The organism is Pseudomonas sp. M2 (genome assembly GCF_015751845.1).
GTDB lineage: Bacteria > Pseudomonadota > Gammaproteobacteria > Pseudomonadales > Pseudomonadaceae > Aquipseudomonas > Aquipseudomonas putida_E.
This window is the reverse complement of the sequence record NZ_JADOUD010000001.1, coordinates 4,351,831-4,374,020: the sequence shown is the minus strand read 5'-3', so window position 1 is coordinate 4,374,020 and position 22,190 is coordinate 4,351,831. Positions and strand designations below refer to the sequence as shown.

17 protein-coding genes, 2 tRNA genes and 3 rRNA genes are annotated in these 22,190 nt (G+C 59.5%); 11 read left to right on the top strand and 11 right to left on the bottom strand.

The window, feature by feature from the left end:
* Positions 1-159: 159 nt before the first annotated feature.
* From IWW33_RS20215 to IWW33_RS20180, 8 genes are all read left to right on the top strand, one after another.
* Positions 160-2,385, top strand: a complete 2,226-nt coding sequence (locus tag IWW33_RS20215) for an NADP-dependent isocitrate dehydrogenase (RefSeq protein ID WP_115274333.1) — start codon at positions 160-162, stop codon at positions 2,383-2,385.
* A 113-nt stretch (positions 2,386-2,498) separates the two neighbouring features.
* Positions 2,499-2,939, top strand: coding sequence for an NUDIX hydrolase (locus IWW33_RS20210; protein ID WP_046788268.1), 441 nt, complete (start codon positions 2,499-2,501; stop codon positions 2,937-2,939).
* A gap of 59 nt (positions 2,940-2,998) precedes the next feature.
* Positions 2,999-4,123, top strand: coding sequence for a tRNA 2-thiouridine(34) synthase MnmA (mnmA, locus tag IWW33_RS20205; RefSeq protein WP_115274332.1), 1,125 nt, complete (start codon positions 2,999-3,001; stop codon positions 4,121-4,123).
* Positions 4,120-4,746: a high frequency lysogenization protein HflD gene (hflD, locus tag IWW33_RS20200; protein WP_012315257.1), complete on the top strand. Its 627-nt coding sequence runs from the start codon at positions 4,120-4,122 to the stop codon at positions 4,744-4,746. The genes mnmA and hflD overlap by 4 nt, the downstream gene beginning before the upstream one ends.
* A gap of 191 nt (positions 4,747-4,937) precedes the next feature.
* Entirely contained in the window at positions 4,938-6,308 is a 1,371-nt protein-coding gene (gene purB / locus IWW33_RS20195; RefSeq protein WP_046788271.1) for an adenylosuccinate lyase, read from the top strand.
* An 81-nt stretch (positions 6,309-6,389) separates the two neighbouring features.
* Positions 6,390-7,556: a cupin domain-containing protein gene (locus IWW33_RS20190; protein WP_039604938.1), complete on the top strand. Its 1,167-nt coding sequence runs from the start codon at positions 6,390-6,392 to the stop codon at positions 7,554-7,556.
* Positions 7,549-7,983 (top strand): GNAT family N-acetyltransferase, encoded by a 435-nt coding sequence (locus IWW33_RS20185; protein WP_012315260.1) that lies wholly within the window; start codon positions 7,549-7,551, stop codon positions 7,981-7,983. The genes IWW33_RS20190 and IWW33_RS20185 overlap by 8 nt, the downstream gene beginning before the upstream one ends.
* A 264-nt stretch (positions 7,984-8,247) precedes the next feature.
* Positions 8,248-10,212: a DNA topoisomerase III gene (locus IWW33_RS20180; protein ID WP_174142245.1), complete on the top strand. Its 1,965-nt coding sequence runs from the start codon at positions 8,248-8,250 to the stop codon at positions 10,210-10,212.
* Positions 10,213-10,236: 24 nt separating this feature from the next.
* Here IWW33_RS20180 and IWW33_RS20175 read toward each other — a convergent pair whose 3' ends face one another.
* The 4 genes from IWW33_RS20175 to IWW33_RS20160 all read right to left on the bottom strand — a co-directional run bounded on the left by IWW33_RS20175 (position 10,237) and on the right by IWW33_RS20160 (position 13,542).
* On the bottom strand, positions 10,237-10,815 hold the full coding sequence (locus tag IWW33_RS20175; protein WP_174142246.1) for a DinB family protein: 579 nt from the start codon (positions 10,813-10,815) through the stop codon (positions 10,237-10,239).
* A 12-nt stretch (positions 10,816-10,827) separates the two neighbouring features.
* Positions 10,828-11,934 carry a cell division protein ZapE gene (gene zapE / locus IWW33_RS20170; protein ID WP_115274329.1) on the bottom strand — a complete coding sequence of 369 codons (1,107 nt, stop codon included), beginning with the start codon at positions 11,932-11,934 and terminating at the stop codon, positions 10,828-10,830.
* Positions 11,935-12,053: 119 nt separating this feature from the next.
* A complete protein-coding gene (locus tag IWW33_RS20165) occupies positions 12,054-13,202 on the bottom strand; it encodes a PQQ-dependent sugar dehydrogenase (protein WP_046788276.1) in 1,149 nt (382 codons plus the stop codon).
* A gap of 22 nt (positions 13,203-13,224) precedes the next feature.
* A complete protein-coding gene (locus tag IWW33_RS20160) occupies positions 13,225-13,542 on the bottom strand; it encodes a hypothetical protein (RefSeq protein ID WP_046788277.1) in 318 nt (105 codons plus the stop codon).
* A 264-nt stretch (positions 13,543-13,806) separates the two neighbouring features.
* Here IWW33_RS20160 and IWW33_RS20155 point away from each other — a divergent pair, with 264 nt between their 5' ends.
* Complete coding sequence (locus tag IWW33_RS20155; protein WP_046788278.1) at positions 13,807-14,295, top strand: LEA type 2 family protein; 489 nt, start codon at positions 13,807-13,809, stop codon at positions 14,293-14,295.
* 14 nt (positions 14,296-14,309) lie between these two features.
* Here IWW33_RS20155 and IWW33_RS20150 read toward each other — a convergent pair whose 3' ends face one another.
* Positions 14,310-14,573, bottom strand: coding sequence for a hypothetical protein (locus IWW33_RS20150; protein WP_012315267.1), 264 nt, complete (start codon positions 14,571-14,573; stop codon positions 14,310-14,312).
* Between the two features lie 125 nt (positions 14,574-14,698).
* Here IWW33_RS20150 and IWW33_RS20145 point away from each other — a divergent pair, with 125 nt between their 5' ends.
* Positions 14,699-15,019 carry a DUF883 family protein gene (locus IWW33_RS20145; RefSeq protein ID WP_174142247.1) on the top strand — a complete coding sequence of 107 codons (321 nt, stop codon included), beginning with the start codon at positions 14,699-14,701 and terminating at the stop codon, positions 15,017-15,019.
* Positions 15,020-15,053: 34 nt separating this feature from the next.
* On the opposite strand, the gene IWW33_RS20140 is transcribed toward IWW33_RS20145, so the two are convergent.
* Entirely contained in the window at positions 15,054-15,671 is a 618-nt protein-coding gene (locus IWW33_RS20140) for a tRNA-(ms[2]io[6]A)-hydroxylase (RefSeq protein ID WP_115274326.1), read from the bottom strand.
* Between the two features lie 154 nt (positions 15,672-15,825).
* On the opposite strand from IWW33_RS20140, the gene IWW33_RS20135 reads away from it, so the two are divergent.
* Positions 15,826-16,689, top strand: coding sequence for a universal stress protein (locus tag IWW33_RS20135; protein WP_174142248.1), 864 nt, complete (start codon positions 15,826-15,828; stop codon positions 16,687-16,689).
* Between the two features lie 65 nt (positions 16,690-16,754).
* On the opposite strand, the gene rrf is transcribed toward IWW33_RS20135, so the two are convergent.
* From rrf to IWW33_RS20110, 5 genes are all read right to left on the bottom strand, one after another.
* Positions 16,755-16,870: ribosomal RNA gene (gene rrf / locus IWW33_RS20130) — 5S ribosomal RNA — on the bottom strand.
* 131 nt (positions 16,871-17,001) lie between these two features.
* Positions 17,002-19,893 (bottom strand): 23S ribosomal RNA (locus IWW33_RS20125).
* Between the two features lie 236 nt (positions 19,894-20,129).
* Positions 20,130-20,205: transfer RNA gene (locus IWW33_RS20120), tRNA-Ala, on the bottom strand.
* 24 nt (positions 20,206-20,229) lie between these two features.
* Positions 20,230-20,306: transfer RNA gene (locus tag IWW33_RS20115), tRNA-Ile, on the bottom strand.
* Positions 20,307-20,392: 86 nt separating this feature from the next.
* A 16S ribosomal RNA gene (locus IWW33_RS20110) occupies positions 20,393-21,929 on the bottom strand.
* Together the 16S, 23S and 5S rRNA genes with 2 tRNA genes alongside form the textbook arrangement of a ribosomal RNA operon.
* Positions 21,930-22,190 lie beyond the last annotated feature (261 nt).

The following is a 22,190-nucleotide window of genomic DNA, read 5'->3' as shown; positions in this document are numbered from 1 at the left end:
TGAGCTGTTACCGCAGTTCAGCACTTGACGCTCGACTGATGCATCCACCATCACCGCTCGCAGCCTCTCGACTTTCCGCTCATGGCGTCGCCAGGGCGAAGCGCCTACCCTGCGCACCTCGAGACTCGAGTACGCTCAGCACATAGAGAGTTAACCCGCATGCCCACCCGTTCCAAGATCATCTATACCTTCACCGACGAAGCCCCCGCCCTCGCCACCTACTCGCTGCTGCCGATCGTCGAAGCTTTCACCGCTTCGGCTGACATCGCCGTCGAAACTCGCGACATTTCCCTGGCTGGCCGCATCCTCGCGGCATTCCCGGAGCAACTGGGCACCGAGAAGCAGGTAGGCGATCACCTGGCGGAACTGGGCCAACTGGCTACCACACCTGAAGCCAACATCATCAAGCTGCCGAACATCAGCGCCTCGGTACCGCAGCTCAAGGCCGCGATCAAGGAACTGCAAGGCAAGGGCTTCAATATCCCGGACTACGCCGACGAGCCGGCCACCGCGGAAGAAAAAGAATCCCGCGCGCGCTACGACCGCATCAAGGGCAGCGCCGTGAACCCGGTACTGCGCGAAGGCAACTCCGATCGCCGCGCACCCCTGTCGGTCAAGAACTACGCGCGCAAGCACCCGCACAAGATGGGTGCCTGGGCCGCCGACTCCAAGTCGCACGTTGCCCACATGACCCAAGGCGACTTCTACGGCAGCGAAAAGGCCGCACTGATCGAGGCTGACGACAGCCTGCGCATCGAGCTGGTCGCCAAAGACGGCAGCACCACCGTGCTGAAAGAAAAGACCGCCGTCAAAGCCGCCGAAATCATCGACTGCGCAACCATGAGCCGCAAGGCACTGAAAGCCTTCATCGCCGAGCAGATCGCCGATGCCAAGGCCTCCGGCGTGCTGCTGTCGGTGCACCTGAAAGCCACCATGATGAAGGTTTCGGACCCGATCATGTTCGGCGTCATCGTCGAAGCCTTCTACGGCGAAGTGCTGGCCAAGCACGCTGCCGCGCTGGCCGAAGTGGGCTTCAATGCCAACAACGGCATCGGTGACCTGTATGCCCGCATCAAGGATCTGCCAGCCGACAAGCAGGCCGAGATCGAAGCCGACATCCAGGCCCTGTACGCCGAGCGCCCGGCCCTGGCCATGGTCAACTCCGACAAAGGCATCACCAACCTGCACGTGCCGAGCGACGTGATCGTCGACGCCTCGATGCCGGCCATGATCCGTGACTCGGGCAAGATGTGGAACACCGCTGGCGAGCTGCAGGATGCCAAGGCGATCATCCCGGACCGCTGCTACGCCGGCATCTACCAGGCCACCATCGAAGACTGCAAGGCCAACGGCGCGTTCGACCCGACCACCATGGGCAGCGTACCGAACGTCGGCCTGATGGCACAGAAGGCCGAAGAGTACGGCTCCCACGACAAGACCTTCCAGGTCAAGGCTGACGGCGTCGTGCGCGTGGTCGATGGCAAGGGCAAGGTCGTTCTGGAGCAGAACGTCGAAGCCGGTGACATCTTCCGCATGTGCCAGACCAAAGACGCGCCGATCCAGGACTGGGTCAAGCTGGCCGTCAACCGCGCCCGCCTGAGCGACACCCCGGCGGTGTTCTGGCTGGACCCAGCCCGCGCCCACGACGGCGTGATGATCGAGAAGGTGCAGAAGTACCTGAAGGATCACGACACTGCAGGCTTGGACATCCGCGTTCTGGCGCCGGTCGACGCCATCAAGTTCTCGCTCGCCCGCATCCGCGAAGGCAAGGACACCATCTCGGTGACCGGCAACGTGCTGCGCGACTACCTGACCGACCTGTTCCCGATCATGGAGCTGGGCACCAGCGCCAAGATGCTGTCGATCGTGCCGCTGATGAACGGCGGCGGCCTGTTCGAAACCGGCGCTGGCGGTTCGGCACCCAAGCACGTGCAGCAGTTGGTTGAAGAAAACTTCCTGCGTTGGGACTCGCTGGGTGAATTCCTGGCCCTGGCCGCTTCCCTGGAGCACCTGGGCAACACCTACGACAACCCGCGCGCCAAGGTCCTGGCCAACACCCTGGACCAGGCCACCGGCAAGTTCCTCGACACCAACAAGTCGCCTTCGCGCAAAGTCGGTGGTATCGACAACCGTGGCAGCCACTTCTACCTGACCCTGTACTGGGCAGAAGCGCTGGCCGCCCAGACTGACGACGCCGCCCTGCAGGCGCGCTTCGCACCACTGGCAAAAACCCTGGCCGAGAACGAAGCGACCATCGTCGCCGAGCTCAACGCCGTGCAGGGCAAGCCGGCCGACATCGGTGGCTACTACGCTCCGGATGCCGAGCTGACCGCCAAGGTGATGCGCCCAAGCCAGACCCTGAACAGCGCCATTGCCGCCCTGTAAGGCTCGCTTGAGGTAACAGCACAAACCCCGGCCACGCACCGGGGTTTGTGCTTTCTGAAGCACAGACGCGCCAGCTGTGTAGGAGCGGCCCGCGCCAACCATAGGAAATGCCCATGTCCTGGCAACCCCACATCACCGTCGCCACCATCGTCGAGCACGCAGGCAAATTTCTCTTCGTCGAAGAGTTCAAAGCCGGCCAGCACGTGTTCAACCAGCCCGCCGGCCACCTGGAGCCAAACGAAACACTGCCCCAGGCCGCCCTGCGCGAAACCCTGGAGGAAACCGCCTGGGAAGTCGAGCTTACCGGCGTGGTCGGCATCTACCTGTACACCGCACCCAGCAACGGCGTGACCTACCAGCGCATCTGCTTTGCCGCACGCCCCGTGCACCACCACGCCGACCTTGCGCTGGACAGCGACATCGTCCGTGCCGTCTGGCTCACCCGCGAGGAACTGTTGGCTGCCCCCGACCGCTGGCGCAGCGAGCTGGTACCACGCTGCCTGGATGACTACCTTGCAGGCCCGCTGCATAGCCTTGATTTGCTGCGCGACTGACGCGCAGCCTCGGGTTTGGTAGACTCGGCGCTTTTCCCCCTTGATACACATCGGTAGCCATGACCAGCCCAGCACTCAAAGACCCCGCCAAGACCCGCGTCATCGTCGGCATGTCCGGCGGCGTGGACTCTTCCGTCTCCGCCCTTCTGCTCATGGAGCAGGGCTACCAGGTGGAAGGTCTGTTCATGAAGAACTGGGAAGAGGACGACGGCACCGAATACTGCACTGCCCGTGAAGATCTGGCAGACGCCCAGGCCGTGTGCGACCGCATCGGCATCAAGCTGCACACCGCCAACTTCGCTGCCGAATACTGGGACAACGTTTTCGAGCACTTCCTAGAAGAGTACAAGGCCGGCCGTACACCCAACCCGGACATCCTCTGCAACCGCGAAATCAAGTTCAAGGCGTTTCTCGACTACGCACTGTCGCTGGGTGCAGACCTGATCGCCACTGGCCATTACGTGCGCCGCCGCGACACCGGCGCAATCACCGAACTGCTCAAGGGCCTGGACCCGAACAAGGACCAGAGCTACTTCCTGCATGCCGTCGGCGGCAAGGAAATCGCCCGCACCCTGTTCCCGGTCGGCGAACTGGAAAAGCCCGAGGTTCGCGCCATCGCCGAAAAGCACGGCCTGGCCACTGCCAAGAAGAAGGACTCCACCGGTATCTGCTTCATCGGTGAGCGCCGCTTCAGCGACTTCCTCAAGCAGTACCTGCCGGCCCAGCCAGGTGAGATACAGACCACCGACGGCGAAGTCATCGGCCGCCATCACGGCCTGATGTACCACACCATCGGCCAGCGCCAGGGCTTGGGCATCGGGGGCTTGAAAGACGCCGGCGACGAGCCGTGGTACGTGCTGCACAAAGACCTGACCCGCAATGTGCTGGTGGTCGGCCAGGGCAACGAACACCCTTGGTTGTTCTCCCGCGCCCTGCTCGCCTCGGAGATCTTCTGGGTCAACCCGATCGACCTCAGCAGCCCGCGTACGCTCACTGCCAAGGTGCGCTACCGTCAGAGCGACCAGCGCTGCACCCTGGAGCTGACCGAAAGCGGCTACCGCGCTGTGTTCGACGAGCCGCAGCGCGCCGTTACCCCTGGCCAGTCGGTAGTGTTCTACGACGGCGAGGTGTGCCTGGGCGGCGGCGTGATCGAGACGGCCGAGCCGTGGAGCCCGCGCGCATGAACAAACTGCAGGAGCAATTGATTGCCCTGGGTGGGGTGTTTCAGGCCGCCGTGCTGGTCGACCGCATCGCCCGCACCGGCCAGGCCAGCGAGGCCGATATCGGCTGCATGCTGGGCAGCCTGCTGGTGCGCGACCCCAAGGACACCCTGGAGGTATTCGGTGGCGACGACCTCAACCTGCGCGACGGTTACCGCGCCCTGGTCGGCGCCCTGGAACGCGACCCCAGCAGCCTACAGCGCGAACCGCTGCGTTATGCGCTGTCGATGCTCGGGCTGGAACGCCAGCTGAACAAGCGTGGCGACCTGCTCGACACCATCGGCAACCGCCTGCCGCAAATCCAGTCACAGGCCGACCATTTCGGCCTGGTTCACGAAAACGTCATCGCCTCCAGCGGCGCCTTGTATCAGGACACCTTGAGCACACTGCGCCAGCGCATTCAGGTGCATGGCGACATGCGTTTCCTGCAGCAGGCCAGCAACGCGTCGAAGATCCGCGCCCTGCTGCTGGCAGGCATCCGCGCCGCACGCCTGTGGCGCCAGCTGGGCGGGCATCGCTGGCAGCTGGTGTTCAGCCGGCGCAAGTTGCTCAACGAACTGTACGATATGATGCGCACACCTTCCTGAAGGCGGCGCTGAACCCTCGGTAGGAGCGGCCTTGCGTCGCGAAAGGGCTGCGCAGCAGCCCCGGCAATCTATGCTGGGGCGGCGATTTGGGGGCCGCTGCGCAGCCCTTTCGCGACGCAAGGCCGCTCCTACAGGCATTTTTCATGTATCATATGCGCCCTTCCAAAAGCCTGACTGTCCGAGAACACCCCATGCAGCTTTCTTCGCTCACTGCGGTTTCCCCTGTAGACGGCCGTTATGCCGGCAAAACCCAGGCCTTGCGCCCCATTTTCAGCGAATTCGGCCTGATCCGTTTCCGCGCCCTGGTCGAAGTGCGCTGGCTGCAGCGCCTGGCCGCTCACCCGCAAATTGGCGAAGTGCCGGCGTTCTCCGCTGAAGCCAACGCCCTGCTGGACGGCCTGGCCACCGACTTCAAGCTCGAGCACGCTGAACGCGTCAAGGAAATCGAGCGCACCACCAACCATGACGTCAAGGCGATCGAATACCTCCTCAAGGAGCAGGCTGCGCAACTGCCTGAGCTGGCAAAGGTCAGCGAATTCATCCACTTCGCCTGCACCAGTGAGGACATCAACAACCTGTCCCACGCGCTGATGCTGCGTGCTGGCCGCGACGACGTGCTGCTGCCGCTGATGCGTCAGATCGCCGAAGCCATTCGTGCCCTGGCCCATGCCCACGCCGACGTGCCGATGCTGTCGCGCACCCACGGCCAGCCGGCTTCGCCGACCACCCTGGGCAAAGAGCTGGCCAACGTCGTCTACCGCCTGGAGCGCCAGATCGCTCAAGTGGCCGCCGTGCCGCTGCTGGGCAAGATCAACGGCGCCGTGGGCAACTACAACGCCCACCTGTCGGCCTACTCGCAGATCGACTGGGAAGAAAACGCCCGCGCCTTCATCGAAGACGAACTGGGCCTGGTGTTCAACCCGTACACCACCCAGATCGAACCGCACGACTACATCGCCGAGCTGTTCGACGCCATCGCCCGCTTCAACACCATCCTCATCGACTTCGACCGCGACGTCTGGGGCTACATCTCGCTGGGCTACTTCAAGCAGAAGACCGTCGCTGGCGAAATTGGCTCGTCGACCATGCCGCACAAGGTCAACCCGATCGACTTCGAGAACTCCGAAGGCAACCTGGGTATCGCCAACGCCCTGTTCCAGCACCTGGCCAGCAAGCTGCCGATCTCGCGCTGGCAGCGTGACCTGACCGACTCCACCGTGCTGCGCAACCTGGGTGTGGGCTTCGCCCACAGCGTCATCGCCTATGAAGCCAGCCTGAAAGGCATCGGCAAGCTGGAAGTCAACGCCGCGCGTATCGCCGCCGACCTGGACGCCTGCTGGGAAGTCCTCGCCGAGCCAATCCAGACCGTGATGCGCCGCTTCAACATCGAGAACCCCTACGAGAAGCTCAAAGAGCTGACCCGTGGCAAGGGCATCACCCCAGAAGCGCTGCTGACCTTCATCGACGGCCTGGACATGCCAGCCGAAGCCAAGGCCGAGCTCAAGCAATTGACCCCTGCCAGCTACATCGGTAACGCCGCAGCGCAGGCCAAACGCATCTAAGCTGAGCGTCGCCTTCAACGCCCGGCCTGGCCGGGCGTTTTTATTCCCGGACGAAAATTACGTTTTTTCAATAGGTTGAACATGAATCCTGATACTCCACTGCAGTTGCTCGGCGGCATCTCGGCCCGCGAATTCATGCGCGACTACTGGCAGAAGAAGCCGCTGCTGGTGCGCCAGGCATTCCCGGACTTCGAAAGCCCGATCGACCCCGACGAGCTGGCCGGCCTGGCCCTGGAAGAGGAAGTCGAGTCGCGCATCGTGCTCGAGCACGGCGCCCACCCGTGGGAGCTGCGCCGCGGCCCGTTCAACGAAGACACCTTCGCCGACCTGCCTGAAAAGGACTGGACCCTGCTGGTTCAGGCCGTCGACCAGTTCGTACCGGAAGTGGCCGAACTGCTGGAGCACTTCCGCTTCCTGCCAAGCTGGCGCATCGACGACGTGATGATCAGCTTCGCCACCCCCGGTGGCAGCGTAGGCCCGCACTTCGACAATTACGACGTGTTCCTGCTGCAAGGCCACGGCCAGCGCAACTGGAAGATCGGCCAGATGTGCAACAGCGACAGCCCGCTGCTGGACCATGCCGACCTGCGCATCCTCGCCGAATTCGAACAGAGCGGCGAATGGACCCTGGAGCCAGGCGACATGCTCTACCTGCCACCGCGCCTGGCCCACTACGGCGTAGCCGTGGACGACTGCCTGACCTACTCGGTCGGCTTCCGCGCCCCAAGTGCCGCCGAAGTGCTGACCCACTTCACCGACTTCCTCGGCCAGTTCCTGCCGGACGAGGAGCGCTACAGCGACGCCGACGCCGAGCCTGCCAGCGACCCACACCAGATCCAGCACGACGCCCTCGACCGCCTCAAGGGCCTGCTCGACAAGCACATGAACGACAAGGACCTGCTGCTGACCTGGTTCGGCCAGTTCATGACCGAGCCGCGCTACCCCGAGCAGGTCGTCGGTGAAGAACTGGACGAGCAGGAGCTGATCGAAGCGCTCGAAGATGGCGCCATCCTGATCCGCAACCCAAGCGCACGCATGGCCTGGTCGGAGCTTGGCGACGACCTGATGCTGTTCGCCAGCGGCCGCAGTTGCCCGTTGCCAGCCAAACTGCGCGAGCTGCTGAAGCTGGTTTGTGCCGCCGACGCGTTACACATCGACAACCTTGCACAGTGGCTGGAGGATGAAGATGGCCTTATGCTGGTACAGCAATTGATCAAACAAGGAAGCTTGGGATTCGCCAATGAATAAGATTCGTGTGCGCCTCGCCGACTGGCAGAAAGACAACGCCGATATCCGTCGTATCCGTGAAGCGGTGTTCGTCGCCGAACAGCACATTCCGCCGGAGCTGGAGTTCGATTCGGAAGACCAGGACGCGCTGCACTTTCTGGCGCTGGAAGGTGATTACCCTATTGGCACGGCCCGCCTGCTGGCGGACGGCACCATCGGGCGCATCTCGGTGCTCAAGGACTGGCGCGGGCTGAAGGTTGGCGACGCGCTGGTCAATGCGGTAATCCTTGAGGCACAGAACCGCGACCTCAAGCAGCAGATGCTGAGTGCTCAGGTGCATGCCACGCCGTTCTATGAGCGGCTGGGCTTTCGCGTGGTCAGCGAGGAATTCCTCGAAGCCGGCATCCCGCATGTGGACATGGTGCGCGACTCCCGCGAGATCGCCTGAAGCTTCAAACTTGCGCTAAACCCGTGCAGGAGCGGCCTTGTGTCGCGAAAGGGCCGCACAGCGGCCCCGGGCTTATTGCAGCGCCGTCTGTAACGTCGGGGCTGCTTCGCAGCCCTTTCGCGACGCAAGGCCGCTCCTACGGCAACTGCGTTGTTTGGGTAAACCATGCAATAACAAACCTGTACATCCATCCAGATAAAACTTGCCACCGCGCCCCCGCTTGCGCATCCTACTGCCTATCACCCTCGATAAAGCGTCCCGGCCATGCGCCTGTTCCTCTGCGAAAAACCCTCCCAGGCAAAAGACATCGCCAAGATCCTTGGCGCCAACCGCAGGGGCGACGGCTGCTGGCAAGGCACCGACGTCTGCGTCACCTGGTGCATCGGCCACCTGTTGGAAACCGCTCCGCCCGACAGCTACGACGAACGCTACAAGCGCTGGAACCTCGCCGACCTGCCGATCATTCCGGAAAAGTGGAAGATGCTGGTCAAGCCCAAGACTGCCAGCCAGTTCAAGGCCGTCAAGCGCCTGCTCGGCGAAGCACGCGAACTGGTAATCGCCACCGATGCCGACCGCGAAGGCGAAATGATCGCCCGCGAGCTAGTCGAACATTGTCGCTACCGTGGGCCCATTCAGCGCCTGTGGTTGTCCGCTCTGGACGATGCCTCGATTCGCAAGGCCCTGGCACGCCTGCTGCCGGGGCAGGATACCTTCAACCTCTATCACTCGGCGCTGGGCCGCTCACGCGCCGACTGGCTCATCGGCATGAACATGAGCCGGCTTTTCACCCTGTTGGGCCGCCAGTCCGGCTATCAGGGTGTGCTACCCGTTGGCCGGGTACAAACACCCACCCTGCGCCTGGTGGTGGACCGCGACCGTAGCATCGCTGATTTCGTACCGCTACCGTTCTGGGCCATCGACGTGCAACTCGAGCATGCCAACATTGGCTTCAACGCCCAATGGCGAGCACCGCAAGATACCTGCGACGACCATGGGCGCTGCCTTAACCAGGCGCTGGCCCAACAGGCCGCAACAGATATCGGCAACGCCCGCACTGCACGGGTGCTCAAGGTGGCCACCGAACGTGTACGCGAGGCAGCACCCCTGCCCTTCGACCTCGGCACCCTGCAGGAATTGTGCTCAAAGAAGTTCGGCCTTGGCGCCCAGGAAACCCTCGACATTGCCCAGGCCCTGTACGAAACCCACAAGCTGATCACTTACCCACGAAGCGACTGCGGCTACCTGCCTGTCAGCCAACACAGCGAAGCGCCGGCAATCCTTACTGCATTACAGCGCGCCGATAGCAGCCTGGCGCCGTTGCAAGCGCACCTTGAGCCGCACCGCCGCTCGCGGGCCTGGAACGATTCCAAGGTCACCGCGCACCACGGCATCATCCCTACTGCGGCCGCCAGCGACCCGTCACGCTTGCCAGCCAAGCACAAGGCGGTCTATACCCTGATCCGCGCCCGTTACCTGGCCCAGTTCCTGCCCAACCACGAGTACGATCGAACCCAGGCCGAGTTCGACTGTGCAGGCCATGCCCTGCGCGCCGTGGGCAAGCAGATCGCGGAGCCGGGCTGGCGTCGCGCATTACCAGAAGCGTTGGCCCCGGCCAAAGGCCGCGAAGCGCCGCCGGCGCAAGTCCTGCCAACGTTGCGTGAGGGCCAGGACTGCTCGGTGCAGGGCCTGCAGTTGAAAGACCTGTGGACCCAACCGCCCAAACCCTTCACCGAAGGCGACCTGATCAAGGCCATGAAGAACGTCGCCAAACTGGTGGACGACCCGCGGCTGAAACAGAAGCTCAAGGAAACCACCGGCATCGGCACCGAGGCGACCCGTGCCAGCATCATCCAGGGCCTGCTCGACCGCGGCTACCTGGTCAAGAACGGCAAGGCACTGGCCGCCACCCCAGCGGCTTTCAGCCTGATCGACGCCGTGCCACGCGCCATCGCCGACCCAGGTACCACGGCAATCTGGGAGCAGGCGCTGGACATGGTGCAAAGTGGTGAAATGAGCCTGGAGGACTTCGTGGCGCGGCAGTCGGCATGGATGGGCAAGCTGGTGGAGCGCTGCAGCGGCATGCGCATGACGATAAACGGGCCAGCGGTGGGCAAGGCGGCGCCGTGGAAGAAAAAGCGCAGGAGCGGGGGCAAAGGCAAGCCTGCAGCTAACGGCGCCAAGGCCACGGGCAGCAAGGCCCGGCAGCCTCGGCGCAAGGCCCCCAACTGAATAGCCATCCACAACAGCACGGCATCACCTCCAGACGCGATCCTCGCTCCAGCCAAGCTCGGCAAAATCATGCGCCCGCAAACCGGCCTCTTCCTCACAGAAGAACTCATCCAGCTGGGGCGGTCGCACCGCTGTATCGCTGAGCATGGCATGGACCTGCCCACGGTGATGGATCTGGTGCTCGAACAGGTGGGCAAGCAAGCGCAACCGCTGTTCACGCTGCACACGGTCGGGCCTTACGATACTCACGTAGCGCGATAGCTGGTCGTCGCTCAGCACACTGCAGTAGGCGATCAGCCGGTGGTCAGCCTGGGCCTGTTCGGCGTGCAGGTCGGTGCATGTGGCAAAAGGTTGCTCCGGCTCGAAGAAGCGTTCGCCGTCGGGCTCAGGCGCCTCGCGACGCTGCTCGCACTCGAGCATGTGCAGGTAGAACCAGTCCACCGTCAGCAAATGGTTGAGGGTGGCCTTGATCGATGGGAAGAAGCTGCACCGAGGCGCGACGAACTCGTCCTGGGTCAGTTGCAGGCAGGCCTTGTACAGGCGGTGATTGGCCCAGCCATTGTTGTAGGCCTGGGTCAGCAGATGATGCGACAGCGGCTCCATGGTTCGGCTCCTTCAGGCGAAGCGTTGCAGTTGCATCTCCCGTAGCCGGCTCAGGGTCCTTTGGTACGGGAACGCCAGATACCCTTGAGTGTAGAGCGCTTCGAGCGGAACCTGCGCCTCAAGGTACAGCGCCACCCTACGGTCGTAACATTCGTCGACCAGGGCAATGAAGCGGCGGACGGCGTCATCCTTGGCAGCCAGCGCTGGCAGTTGCCGATCCCCCGCCTCTACCCGCGCGACTCCATCCTCGGTACCACGGGCAATACGCCCGGCCCGCTGCTCGCCGCTCAGGGCTGGAATGCCTTCGACCAGGATTGCCGAGAACTGATCGCACAGCGCCATGAACTCCATCGCCGCCAGTGGTTGCTCGCACAGGTCGGCGAAGCGACACCAGATCGCTTGGCTGCTACGCCGGATCACTTGGATTTGCCGTGAACCCACTGCGAACGGCTGCGCACTGCCCGGATCGTCGGGGCTGAGCTGCTTGAAAACCGCCTCGAGCGCCTTTGCCTTACCAGCTTCAGCCACCCAGTAGCGCTGGTGTGCGGCCCCAGGGTGAAGACGATGGTCTTGCTCGCCTGCCACCGCCAGGACCTGCATGTGCCGTTCGATGGCGGTGATGGCCGGCAGAAAACGATCGCGGTTGAAACCGTCCTGGTACAGCAGATGCGGCGGCTGGTTGGAGGTGGCAACCACCACCACGCCATGATCGAACAACACCTGGAACAGGCGGCCGAGAATGATTGCATCTGCGATGTCGCTGACAAAAAGTTCGTCGAAGCACAGCACGCGGATTTGCCCTGCCAGCTCTCGGGCAAGAGCCTGCAACGGATCCGCGGTGCCGTTGAGCTGGAACAGCCGCTGATGGACCCATGCCATGAAATGGTGAAAGTGCTGACGCCGGGCGGCAATGCTCAGGCCGCGGTGGAACAGGTCCATGAGCCAGGTCTTGCCGCGGCCGACCGGCCCCCACAGGTAAAGCCCCTGGGCGGGACTGCCCCGCTCGAGGGCTTCGAAACAGGCTTGCAAGGCATTGACGGCCTGCGCTTGCTGCGGGTCGGGGACGTAGCCTTGATCGGCAAGGGCCTGCTGATAGAGCGTTTTGGGGTCAAATGCCATGCAGCATTATGTTGAAGGGCCCCATCGTCAGCAAGCCTGCGCCCCCTCATGCATCACCGCTCTTGCACCTTAGCGAGGCAGCTTGCCAGCGATAGGGCCGGTAAAGCCCGGAATAGCTTTCAGCCCTCGCTCAGACCCACTTTGAGCAGCGACCCGTCCTTTTCATCGATGAGCACATACAGGTAGCCATCCGGCCCAACCCGCACATCGCGGATTCGCGCCTTCAAGTCCCCTAGCAAGCGCTCCTCATGGACGATCTTGTCGCCCTCTAGCTGCAGGCGAATCAGCTCTTGGGTAGCCAGCGCACCGATGAACAGATTGTGGTCCCAGGCCTTGAACGTGGGGCTGTCATAAAAAGCCATGCCACTGATGCCTGGGGACTTTTCCCAAACATGATGCGGGTCGACCATACCGTCGACATGTTCGCCCTTGGCCTCAGGGATCGGCATCAGCGAGTAGTTGATGCCGTGGGTGGCGATCGGCCAACCGTAGTTCTTCCCCGCCTGCGGGATATTGATCTCGTCACCGCCGCGGGGGCCATGTTCGTGGGTCCAGAGCTTACCGGTCCAAGGATTGAGGGCCGCCCCCTGCTGATTACGGTGGCCGAATGACCAGATCTCGGCGCGAACTGCTTTTTTCCCGACGAAGGGGTTGTCTTTGGGCACTTCACCATCGGGCAGGATGCGCACGATTTTGCCCTGCAGCTTGTCCAGGTCCTGCGCCGTGGGGCGCTGGTTGTTCTCGCCCAGCGCAATGAACAGGTAGCCGTGGCGATCGAACACCAAGCGCGAGCCGAAGTGATTGCCCACCGAAAGCTTCGGTTGCTGACGGAAGATCACGTCGAAGTTCTCCAAGCGTGCGCGATCTTCGGACAGTTGGCCACGACCAACGGCAGTGCCGGCCTTGCCATCACTGCCCTCTTCGGCATACGACAGGTATACGGTACGGTCCTGGGCAAACTCGGGTGACAACACCACATCGAGCAGACCGCCCTGGCCCTCTGCCCAGACCTTGGGCACCCCGCTTATGGGGGGCCCGACCTTGCCTTCGGCATTGACCACACGCAGGTTACCGGAGCGTTCAGTCACCAGCATATCCTTGCCGCCTGGCAGGAACGCGAGCGCCCAAGGGTTGCGCAAGCCGTCGGCCACGGTGCTGACGGTTACCTGCCCCTCCTCGCTGGGGAAGTGCTCCTCGGCGGCGGCGTGCGCGAGCAGTGGCAGCAGTGTGGCAGCGGTAAGCGTGGTCAGCCAGGTAGCTTTGATCATGCAGGATTCCTTTCAGTGGTACTCAGGGCGCGCGCCGGGTGTCACGCGGTGGGCGGGTGGGTTCCAGATTCGGCGTCTGCTGCTGGCGGCGCAGGTTTTCACCATTACCGATGCCGCGGTTGTCCAGGGAAGGTGTGCGCTGGATGGGCTGGGTAGAAGGGCCGCGCACCGGTGGTGTGACAGGTTGGCTGCCTTGGCGGCTGTTGGGGTTGGCGCGCTGGATCGGGCTGTTGTAGGGGTTGTTGTTACTGGCAGCGAGCAGCAAGGGCTGCACGGGCGCCGCCTGTGCAGACAAGCCCAGCAACAAGCCGACGGCCAGGGCTGGCAATGTAAGATTCATACTCCACCTCGTGTACGAAAAGGTGCGCCTCATGCGTTTGATAGCGTAAGGCGCGAGGCGTTCGCAGAAAAAGGGTGAATGCGATTCGTGATGTTTCAGTATGAACCTCAGGCAGCCCTGCTCGCCTTGAAGACTATGCCAGGCATGGGCCTTCGATGCTCGAAGGGTGAAATTGCGGCATCCTCAGAAGTAGAACCGCTGCTTTCAACACTGACTTACATTTGCCACACTTAAGGCCAGTTTCCATTGGCAAGGTCCATTTGCATGACTGCCGCTTTGCAACGCTACGCCCGACTATCGCTGGTCTTGCTGCTGGCTGGCGTGTTAAACGCCTGCGCTTTGTTGCAGGCGCGCGACCCGCTGAACATCAGCGTGATCGGCATCGAACCACTGGCGGGGCAAGAGCTGGAGATGCGCATGGCGGTAAAGATGCGTGTACAAAATCCTAACGAGGCCCCAGTCGACTACAACGGCATCGCGCTGAATCTGGAGGTCAATGGCCAGGCACTGGCCTCTGGGGTTAGCGACCAGCAGGGGCATATTGGCCGTTACAGTGAAGCGGTGGTGGTGGTACCGGTGAGCGTCACGGCTTTTGCATTCCTGCGCCAGGCCTATGGTCTGAGCAGGCTCGACTCGCTACAAGGGATGCCTTATGTACTGCGCGGGAAACTGGCTGGCGGCCCCCTGGGCACCGTGCGCTTCACCGATGAGGGCAAGCTGGACCTGCCCAAAGGGGGCAACCTGTATTGGTGACAGGCTGCGGATCATCAACGGTTGGTGCTGGCGGCGGCCATCATCTTGTTGACCTCGCTGCGTACCATGCTGGCGTATTCAGGCGGCGACATGCCGTCCAGTTCGGCACGTACCCATTCGGCCCATTTGCCCTTGCGGCGCGGCTTTTCCGAAATCAGCCGAGCTGCGTCGCCCTTCGCCTTGCCCAGGTTGTTCTGCCACAATTCGAACAGCCGCGCCTTTTCTGCCTCGATCTGTGCCCGTTCCTCGAAGCTCCTGTTGGCCAGATTGAAACTCATGAAAGTACCTGCCAGTTGAAATGGCCGCTATCTTACACCGTAGTGCTGCTTCATCGCTAAGCCGGCGCAACTTTCCCGGCGCACCGGCATCCATTGCTTACCCCCCTATCGACGAGGACATGTTCATGGCCCGAAAATCAGCCATTGCAGCTAACAGCGAGCAGATCAAGGATCAGGTGTTCAGTGAGCTGCAGGCATTGATCGAAGAGTCGGAGAAGCTGCTCAACGACAGCGCCTCTCTGGTAGGTGAAGAAGCCGACACGCTGCGCGCGCAGGTCAGCCTGAAACTTCGCCAGGCTCGAGAGGCGGCCGGGCAGGTGCGCGCCAAGGCACAACCGGTAGTAGACGCAACCCAAGACTATATCGGCGGCCACCCATGGCAGACCGTTGCGGTTTCTGCCGGGTTTGGCCTGGTAATTGGCCTGCTGCTAGACCGCCGTCACTAAACCGTTCCCCAGGCGTAGTGCCGGCTGCTTCAAATCAGGCGGCCTGCGCCATCGGAATACCACTGTGGAAACGCAATTCCTGGTCAGCAGACAGGATCAACTCCGCTTCCGCATCGCGCACCTGCTGAACCCGCTGGGCTATATCTGCTTCATCACCATACTGATGGGCGAGTTTCAGGTAGCCCTGGTAGTGACGCGCTTCGCTTTTCAGCAAGCCGTGATAGAAAGTGCCGAGCTCTTCATCAAGGTGCGGGACCAATGCTGCAAAGCGTTCGCAGCTGCGTGCTTCGATAAATGCCCCTACCACTAGCGTATCCACCAGCTTGACTGGCTCATGGGCACGTACCACGCGACGCAAGCCAGAGGCGTAGCGCCCTGCCGACACTGGCCGCAAAGGCACACCACGGCGCTTCATCAAGCGCAAAACCTGCTCATGATGTACTAGTTCCTCTCGGGCCAGGCGCGACATCATGTTGATCAGGTCCAGGTGGGTGTTGTACTTGGCGATCAGGCTCAGCGCAGTGCTGGCAGCTTTGAACTCACAGTTCTTGTGGTCGATCAGCAAGGTTTCCTGGTCGGCGATGGCCGCTTCGATCCAGGCGTCTGGAGTCTTGCAACCTAGGAAGGCATCGATTTCGGGGATCAGGGACATAACGTACAACCACACACAGCAGGCAGGACGGGCGATTATACCGGCGCCAATCATGAGCGCCAGTAGCTATGCTTGATGTACATCAAGCGGCGACGCAAGGCTCGCCTACTATAGTCAGGCATAGGCCACCATCTTTTGAGGGGAGTTCATGCCCATGCAAGCTGTCCGTAGCATTCTAGTGGTACTCGATCCCGATCATGCCCATAGCCGTGCGTTGACCCGTGCCAAGCTTATAGCCGGCGTAACCGGTGCGCGCCTGCACCTGCTCATGTGCGACAAAAAACAGGATCACAGTGCACTACTCAGCCTGCTTGGCAGTCAGCTACACGACGATGGCTACGATAACGTCTCTCATGAACAGAACTGGAACGAGACCCTGCACGAGTCGATCATCGCCGTTCAGCAGGCTGAAGGCTGTGACCTGGTGATCAAGGAACACCGGCCGGACAACCCCCTGCGCAAGGCATTGCTGACGCCAAGTGACTGGAAACTTCTGCGCCAGTGCCCTTGCGCCGTGTTGATGGTCAAGAGCGAGCGGCCCTGGACGGGAGGCAAGATTTTGGCAGCAGTGGATGTCGGTAACGATGACGAAGATCATCGGCGGCTGCATACCAGCATCATCGACCATGGCTATGACATTGCCAGCCTGGCAAAAGGTGAACTGCACGTGATCAGTGCGCATCCCTCCCCCATGCTGGCGGCATCCGATCCGGTCTATCAACTCAGTGAAACCATCGAAAAACGCTACCGAGAGGCGTGCAGTGCTTTCCAGGCCGAATATGATATCAGCGAAGATCGCCTGCATGTCGCAGAGGGCCCTGCGGATGTGCTGATACCTCATACCGAGCAGAAGCTCGATGCAGTGGTCACGGTCATTGGCACTGTCGCGCGCACGGGCATCTCAGGTGCCTTGATTGGCAATACCTCTGAAGTCGTGCTCGATACGCTGGTAGGTGATGTACTGGTACTTAAAAGTGAAGAGGCGCTCGCGCACCTGGCTGAATTGGCCCGAGGCTAGAATTTTTTTGCGCACAAAGACAAAACCCCTACCTGCTTGCGCAGATAGGGGTTTTGCGAAATGAATCTTGACGATGACCTACTCTCACATGGGGAAACCCCACACTACCATCGGCGATGCATCGTTTCACTACTGAGTTCGGGATGGGATCAGGTGGTTCCAATGCTCTATGGTCGTCAAGAAATTCTGTAGCCAGAATGTCCAGATGGACAGCCCAGCAAATTCGGATATGCGATAGTTGTGATGTTGCGAACTTTCGGTTCTTTCGTCTTCACCACCACAATCTGCAGAAGCAAATTGCTTGGGTGTTATATGGTCAAGCCTCACGGGCAATTAGTATTGGTTAGCTCAACGCCTCACAGCGCTTACACACCCAACCTATCAACGTCGTAGTCTTCGACGGCCCTTTAGGGGATTCAAGATCCCAGTGAGATCTCATCTTGAGGCAAGTTTCCCGCTTAGATGCTTTCAGCGGTTATCTCTTCCGAACATAGCTACCCGGCAATGCCACTGGCGTGACAACCGGAACACCAGAGGTTCGTCCACTCCGGTCCTCTCGTACTAGGAGCAGCCCCTCTCAAATCTCAAACGTCCACGGCAGATAGGGACCGAACTGTCTCACGACGTTCTAAACCCAGCTCGCGTACCACTTTAAATGGCGAACAGCCATACCCTTGGGACCGGCTTCAGCCCCAGGATGTGATGAGCCGACATCGAGGTGCCAAACACCGCCGTCGATATGAACTCTTGGGCGGTATCAGCCTGTTATCCCCGGAGTACCTTTTATCCGTTGAGCGATGGCCCTTCCATACAGAACCACCGGATCACTAAGACCTACTTTCGTACCTGCTCGACGTGTTTGTCTCGCAGTCAAGCGCGCTTTTGCCTTTATACTCTACGACCGATTTCCGACCGGTCTGAGCGCACCTTCGTACTCCTCCGTTACTCTTTGGGAGGAGACCGCCCCAGTCAAACTACCCACCATACACTGTCCTCGATCCGGATAACGGACCTGAGTTAGAACCTCAAAGTTGCCAGGGTGGTATTTCAAGGATGGCTCCATGAGAACTGGCGTCCCCACTTCAAAGCCTCCCACCTATCCTACACAAGCAAATTCAAAGTCCAGTGCAAAGCTATAGTAAAGGTTCACGGGGTCTTTCCGTCTAGCCGCGGATACACTGCATCTTCACAGCGATTTCAATTTCACTGAGTCTCGGGTGGAGACAGCGCCGCCATCGTTACGCCATTCGTGCAGGTCGGAACTTACCCGACAAGGAATTTCGCTACCTTAGGACCGTTATAGTTACGGCCGCCGTTTACCGGGGCTTCGATCAAGAGCTTCGCTTGCGCTAACCCCATCAATTAACCTTCCGGCACCGGGCAGGCGTCACACCCTATACGTCCACTTTCGTGTTTGCAGAGTGCTGTGTTTTTAATAAACAGTCGCAGCGGCCTGGTATCTTCGACCGGCATGAGCTTACGGAGCAAGTCCTTCACCCTCACCGGCGCACCTTCTCCCGAAGTTACGGTGCCATTTTGCCTAGTTCCTTCACCCGAGTTCTCTCAAGCGCCTTGGTATTCTCTACCTAACCACCTGTGTCGGTTTGGGGTACGGTTCCCAGTTATCTGAAGCTTAGGAGCTTTTCTTGGAAGCATGGCATCAACCACTTCGTCGCCTAAAGGCAACTCGTCATCAGCTCTCGGCTTTGAGATCCCGGATTTGCCTAAGATCTCAGCCTACCACCTTAAACTTGGACAACCAACGCCAAGCTGGCCTAGCCTTCTCCGTCCCTCCATCGCAATAACTGGAAGTACAGGAATATTAACCTGTTTTCCATCGACTACGCTTTTCAGCCTCGCCTTAGGGACCGACTAACCCTGCGTCGATTAACGTTGCGCAGGAAACCTTGGTCTTTCGGCGTGCGAGTTTTTCACTCGCATTGTCGTTACTCATGTCAGCATTCGCACTTCTGATACCTCCAGCAAGCTTCTCAACTCACCTTCACAGGCTTACAGAACGCTCCTCTACCGCATCACCAAAGGTGATACCCGTAGCTTCGGTGCATGGTTTGAGCCCCGTTACATCTTCCGCGCAGGCCGACTCGACTAGTGAGCTATTACGCTTTCTTTAAAGGGTGGCTGCTTCTAAGCCAACCTCCTAGCTGTCTAAGCCTTCCCACATCGTTTCCCACTTAACCATGACTTTGGGACCTTAGCTGACGGTCTGGGTTGTTTCCCTTTTCACGACGGACGTTAGCACCCGCCGTGTGTCTCCCATGCTCGGCACTTGTAGGTATTCGGAGTTTGCATCGGTTTGGTAAGTCGGGATGACCCCCTAGCCGAAACAGTGCTCTACCCCCTACAGTGATACATGAGGCGCTACCTAAATAGCTTTCGAGGAGAACCAGCTATCTCCGAGCTTGATTAGCCTTTCACTCCGATCCACAGGTCATCCGCTAACTTTTCAACGGTAGTCGGTTCGGTCCTCCAGTCAGTGTTACCTAACCTTCAACCTGCCCATGGATAGATCGCCCGGTTTCGGGTCTATACCCAGCGACTAAACGCCCTATTAAGACTCGCTTTCGCTACGCCTCCCCTATTCGGTTAAGCTCGCCACTGAATATAAGTCGCTGACCCATTATACAAAAGGTACGCAGTCACCTAACAAAGTAGGCTCCCACTGCTTGTACGCATACGGTTTCAGGATCTATTTCACTCCCCTCTCCGGGGTTCTTTTCGCCTTTCCCTCACGGTACTGGTTCACTATCGGTCAGTCAGTAGTATTTAGCCTTGGAGGATGGTCCCCCCATGTTCAGACAAAGTTTCTCGTGCTCCGTCCTACTCGATTTCATTGATAAGAGATTTTCGTGTACGGGGCTATCACCCACTATGGCCGCACTTTCCAGAGCGTTCCACTAATCTCAAATCAACTTAAGGGCTGGTCCCCGTTCGCTCGCCACTACTAAGGGAATCTCGGTTGATTTCTTTTCCTCAGGGTACTTAGATGTTTCAGTTCCCCTGGTTCGCCTCTTGCACCTATGTATTCAGTACAAGATACTCAGCTTATGCTGAGTGGGTTCCCCCATTCAGAGATCTCTGGATCACAGTCTGTTTGCCGACTCCCCAAAGCTTATCGCAGGCTACCACGTCTTTCATCGCCTCTGACTGCCAAGGCATCCACCGTATGCGCTTCTTCACTTGACCATATAACCCCAAGCAATCTGGTTATACTGTGAAGACGACATTCGCCGAAAATTCGCATGTTGCTCTTTCGAGCAGAACTCACAAATTTTACCTTAGCCTGATCCACCAGCAGTGAAACTGGTGTTCAGTCTATTTCTATCACATATCCGAATTTTTAAAGAACGATCTGACAAAAGCCAGAAATCAACATTCAAGCCGAATGTTCATTTCTAAGTTCTGACAAGTTACTGCAAAAGTGGTGGAGCCAAGCGGGATCGAACCGCTGACCTCCTGCGTGCAAGGCAGGCGCTCTCCCAGCTGAGCTATGGCCCCGTATTCTACGGCTGAACCATGTAATGGTAGGTCTGGGCAGATTTGAACTGCCGACCTCACCCTTATCAGGGGTGCGCTCTAACCAACTGAGCTACAGACCTATAACAGGGTCGCGTTACAGCATCGTCTTTATACAAAGAATCAAGCAATTCGTGTGGGAGCTCATCAGCAGGCTGATGTCGTCGATTAAGGAGGTGATCCAGCCGCAGGTTCCCCTACGGCTACCTTGTTACGACTTCACCCCAGTCATGAATCACACCGTGGTAACCGTCCTCCCGAAGGTTAGACTAGCTACTTCTGGTGCAACCCACTCCCATGGTGTGACGGGCGGTGTGTACAAGGCCCGGGAACGTATTCACCGCGACATTCTGATTCGCGATTACTAGCGATTCCGACTTCACGCAGTCGAGTTGCAGACTGCGATCCGGACTACGATCGGTTTTGTGAGATTAGCTCCACCTCGCGGCTTGGCAACCCTCTGTACCGACCATTGTAGCACGTGTGTAGCCCAGGCCGTAAGGGCCATGATGACTTGACGTCATCCCCACCTTCCTCCGGTTTGTCACCGGCAGTCTCCTTAGAGTGCCCACCATAACGTGCTGGTAACTAAGGACAAGGGTTGCGCTCGTTACGGGACTTAACCCAACATCTCACGACACGAGCTGACGACAGCCATGCAGCACCTGTGTCAGAGTTCCCGAAGGCACCAATCCATCTCTGGAAAGTTCTCTGCATGTCAAGGCCTGGTAAGGTTCTTCGCGTTGCTTCGAATTAAACCACATGCTCCACCGCTTGTGCGGGCCCCCGTCAATTCATTTGAGTTTTAACCTTGCGGCCGTACTCCCCAGGCGGTCAACTTAATGCGTTAGCTGCGCCACTAAAATCTCAAGGATTCCAACGGCTAGTTGACATCGTTTACGGCGTGGACTACCAGGGTATCTAATCCTGTTTGCTCCCCACGCTTTCGCACCTCAGTGTCAGTATCAGTCCAGGTGGTCGCCTTCGCCACTGGTGTTCCTTCCTATATCTACGCATTTCACCGCTACACAGGAAATTCCACCACCCTCTACCGTACTCTAGCTTGCCAGTTTTGGATGCAGTTCCCAGGTTGAGCCCGGGGCTTTCACATCCAACTTAACAAACCACCTACGCGCGCTTTACGCCCAGTAATTCCGATTAACGCTTGCACCCTCTGTATTACCGCGGCTGCTGGCACAGAGTTAGCCGGTGCTTATTCTGTCGGTAACGTCAAAACACTAACGTATTAGATTAATGCCCTTCCTCCCAACTTAAAGTGCTTTACAATCCGAAGACCTTCTTCACACACGCGGCATGGCTGGATCAGGCTTTCGCCCATTGTCCAATATTCCCCACTGCTGCCTCCCGTAGGAGTCTGGACCGTGTCTCAGTTCCAGTGTGACTGATCATCCTCTCAGACCAGTTACGGATCGTCGCCTTGGTGAGCCATTACCCCACCAACTAGCTAATCCGACCTAGGCTCATCTGATAGCGCAAGGCCCGAAGGTCCCCTGCTTTCTCCCGTAGGACGTATGCGGTATTAGCGTTCCTTTCGAAACGTTGTCCCCCACTACCAGGCAGATTCCTAGGCATTACTCACCCGTCCGCCGCTGAATCAAGGAGCAAGCTCCCGTCATCCGCTCGACTTGCATGTGTTAGGCCTGCCGCCAGCGTTCAATCTGAGCCATGATCAAACTCTTCAGTTCAATACTGCTTGGGTTTTTAAGAAACCCTAAACTTGGCTCAGCAATCTCAAATGACTATGTGATTTCTCGCATGGTCACTTGTGATGCTGATAATCTTTCTGACTATCAGTCCGTACTCACAAGCACCCACACGAATTGCTTGATTCGATTTGTTAAAGAGCGTTTGGTTAAGAGCTTTTCGTCTCAACCGAGGCGCGCATTCTACGCTTTCCTCAGAGCCTGTCAAGCGTTTATTTTGAAGTTTTTTGCGAGAAACTCGTT

Bases quoted from the DNA above. Each gene is read 5' to 3' on its own strand.
- IWW33_RS20215 (WP_115274333.1), top strand. From the start codon at position 160: ATGCCCACCCGTTCCAAGATCATCTATACCTTCACCGACGAAGCCCCC.
- IWW33_RS20210 (WP_046788268.1), top strand. From the start codon at position 2,499: ATGTCCTGGCAACCCCACATCACCGTCGCCACCATCGTCGAGCACGCA.
- mnmA (WP_115274332.1), top strand. From the start codon at position 2,999: ATGACCAGCCCAGCACTCAAAGACCCCGCCAAGACCCGCGTCATCGTC.
- hflD (WP_012315257.1), top strand. From the start codon at position 4,120: ATGAACAAACTGCAGGAGCAATTGATTGCCCTGGGTGGGGTGTTTCAG.
- purB (WP_046788271.1), top strand. From the start codon at position 4,938: ATGCAGCTTTCTTCGCTCACTGCGGTTTCCCCTGTAGACGGCCGTTAT.
- IWW33_RS20190 (WP_039604938.1), top strand. From the start codon at position 6,390: ATGAATCCTGATACTCCACTGCAGTTGCTCGGCGGCATCTCGGCCCGC.
- IWW33_RS20185 (WP_012315260.1), top strand. From the start codon at position 7,549: ATGAATAAGATTCGTGTGCGCCTCGCCGACTGGCAGAAAGACAACGCC.
- IWW33_RS20180 (WP_174142245.1), top strand. From the start codon at position 8,248: ATGCGCCTGTTCCTCTGCGAAAAACCCTCCCAGGCAAAAGACATCGCC.
- IWW33_RS20175 (WP_174142246.1), bottom strand. From the start codon at position 10,815: ATGGAGCCGCTGTCGCATCATCTGCTGACCCAGGCCTACAACAATGGC.
- zapE (WP_115274329.1), bottom strand. From the start codon at position 11,934: ATGGCATTTGACCCCAAAACGCTCTATCAGCAGGCCCTTGCCGATCAA.
- IWW33_RS20165 (WP_046788276.1), bottom strand. From the start codon at position 13,202: ATGATCAAAGCTACCTGGCTGACCACGCTTACCGCTGCCACACTGCTG.
- IWW33_RS20160 (WP_046788277.1), bottom strand. From the start codon at position 13,542: ATGAATCTTACATTGCCAGCCCTGGCCGTCGGCTTGTTGCTGGGCTTG.
- IWW33_RS20155 (WP_046788278.1), top strand. From the start codon at position 13,807: ATGACTGCCGCTTTGCAACGCTACGCCCGACTATCGCTGGTCTTGCTG.
- IWW33_RS20150 (WP_012315267.1), bottom strand. From the start codon at position 14,573: ATGAGTTTCAATCTGGCCAACAGGAGCTTCGAGGAACGGGCACAGATC.
- IWW33_RS20145 (WP_174142247.1), top strand. From the start codon at position 14,699: ATGGCCCGAAAATCAGCCATTGCAGCTAACAGCGAGCAGATCAAGGAT.
- IWW33_RS20140 (WP_115274326.1), bottom strand. From the start codon at position 15,671: ATGTCCCTGATCCCCGAAATCGATGCCTTCCTAGGTTGCAAGACTCCA.
- IWW33_RS20135 (WP_174142248.1), top strand. From the start codon at position 15,826: ATGCAAGCTGTCCGTAGCATTCTAGTGGTACTCGATCCCGATCATGCC.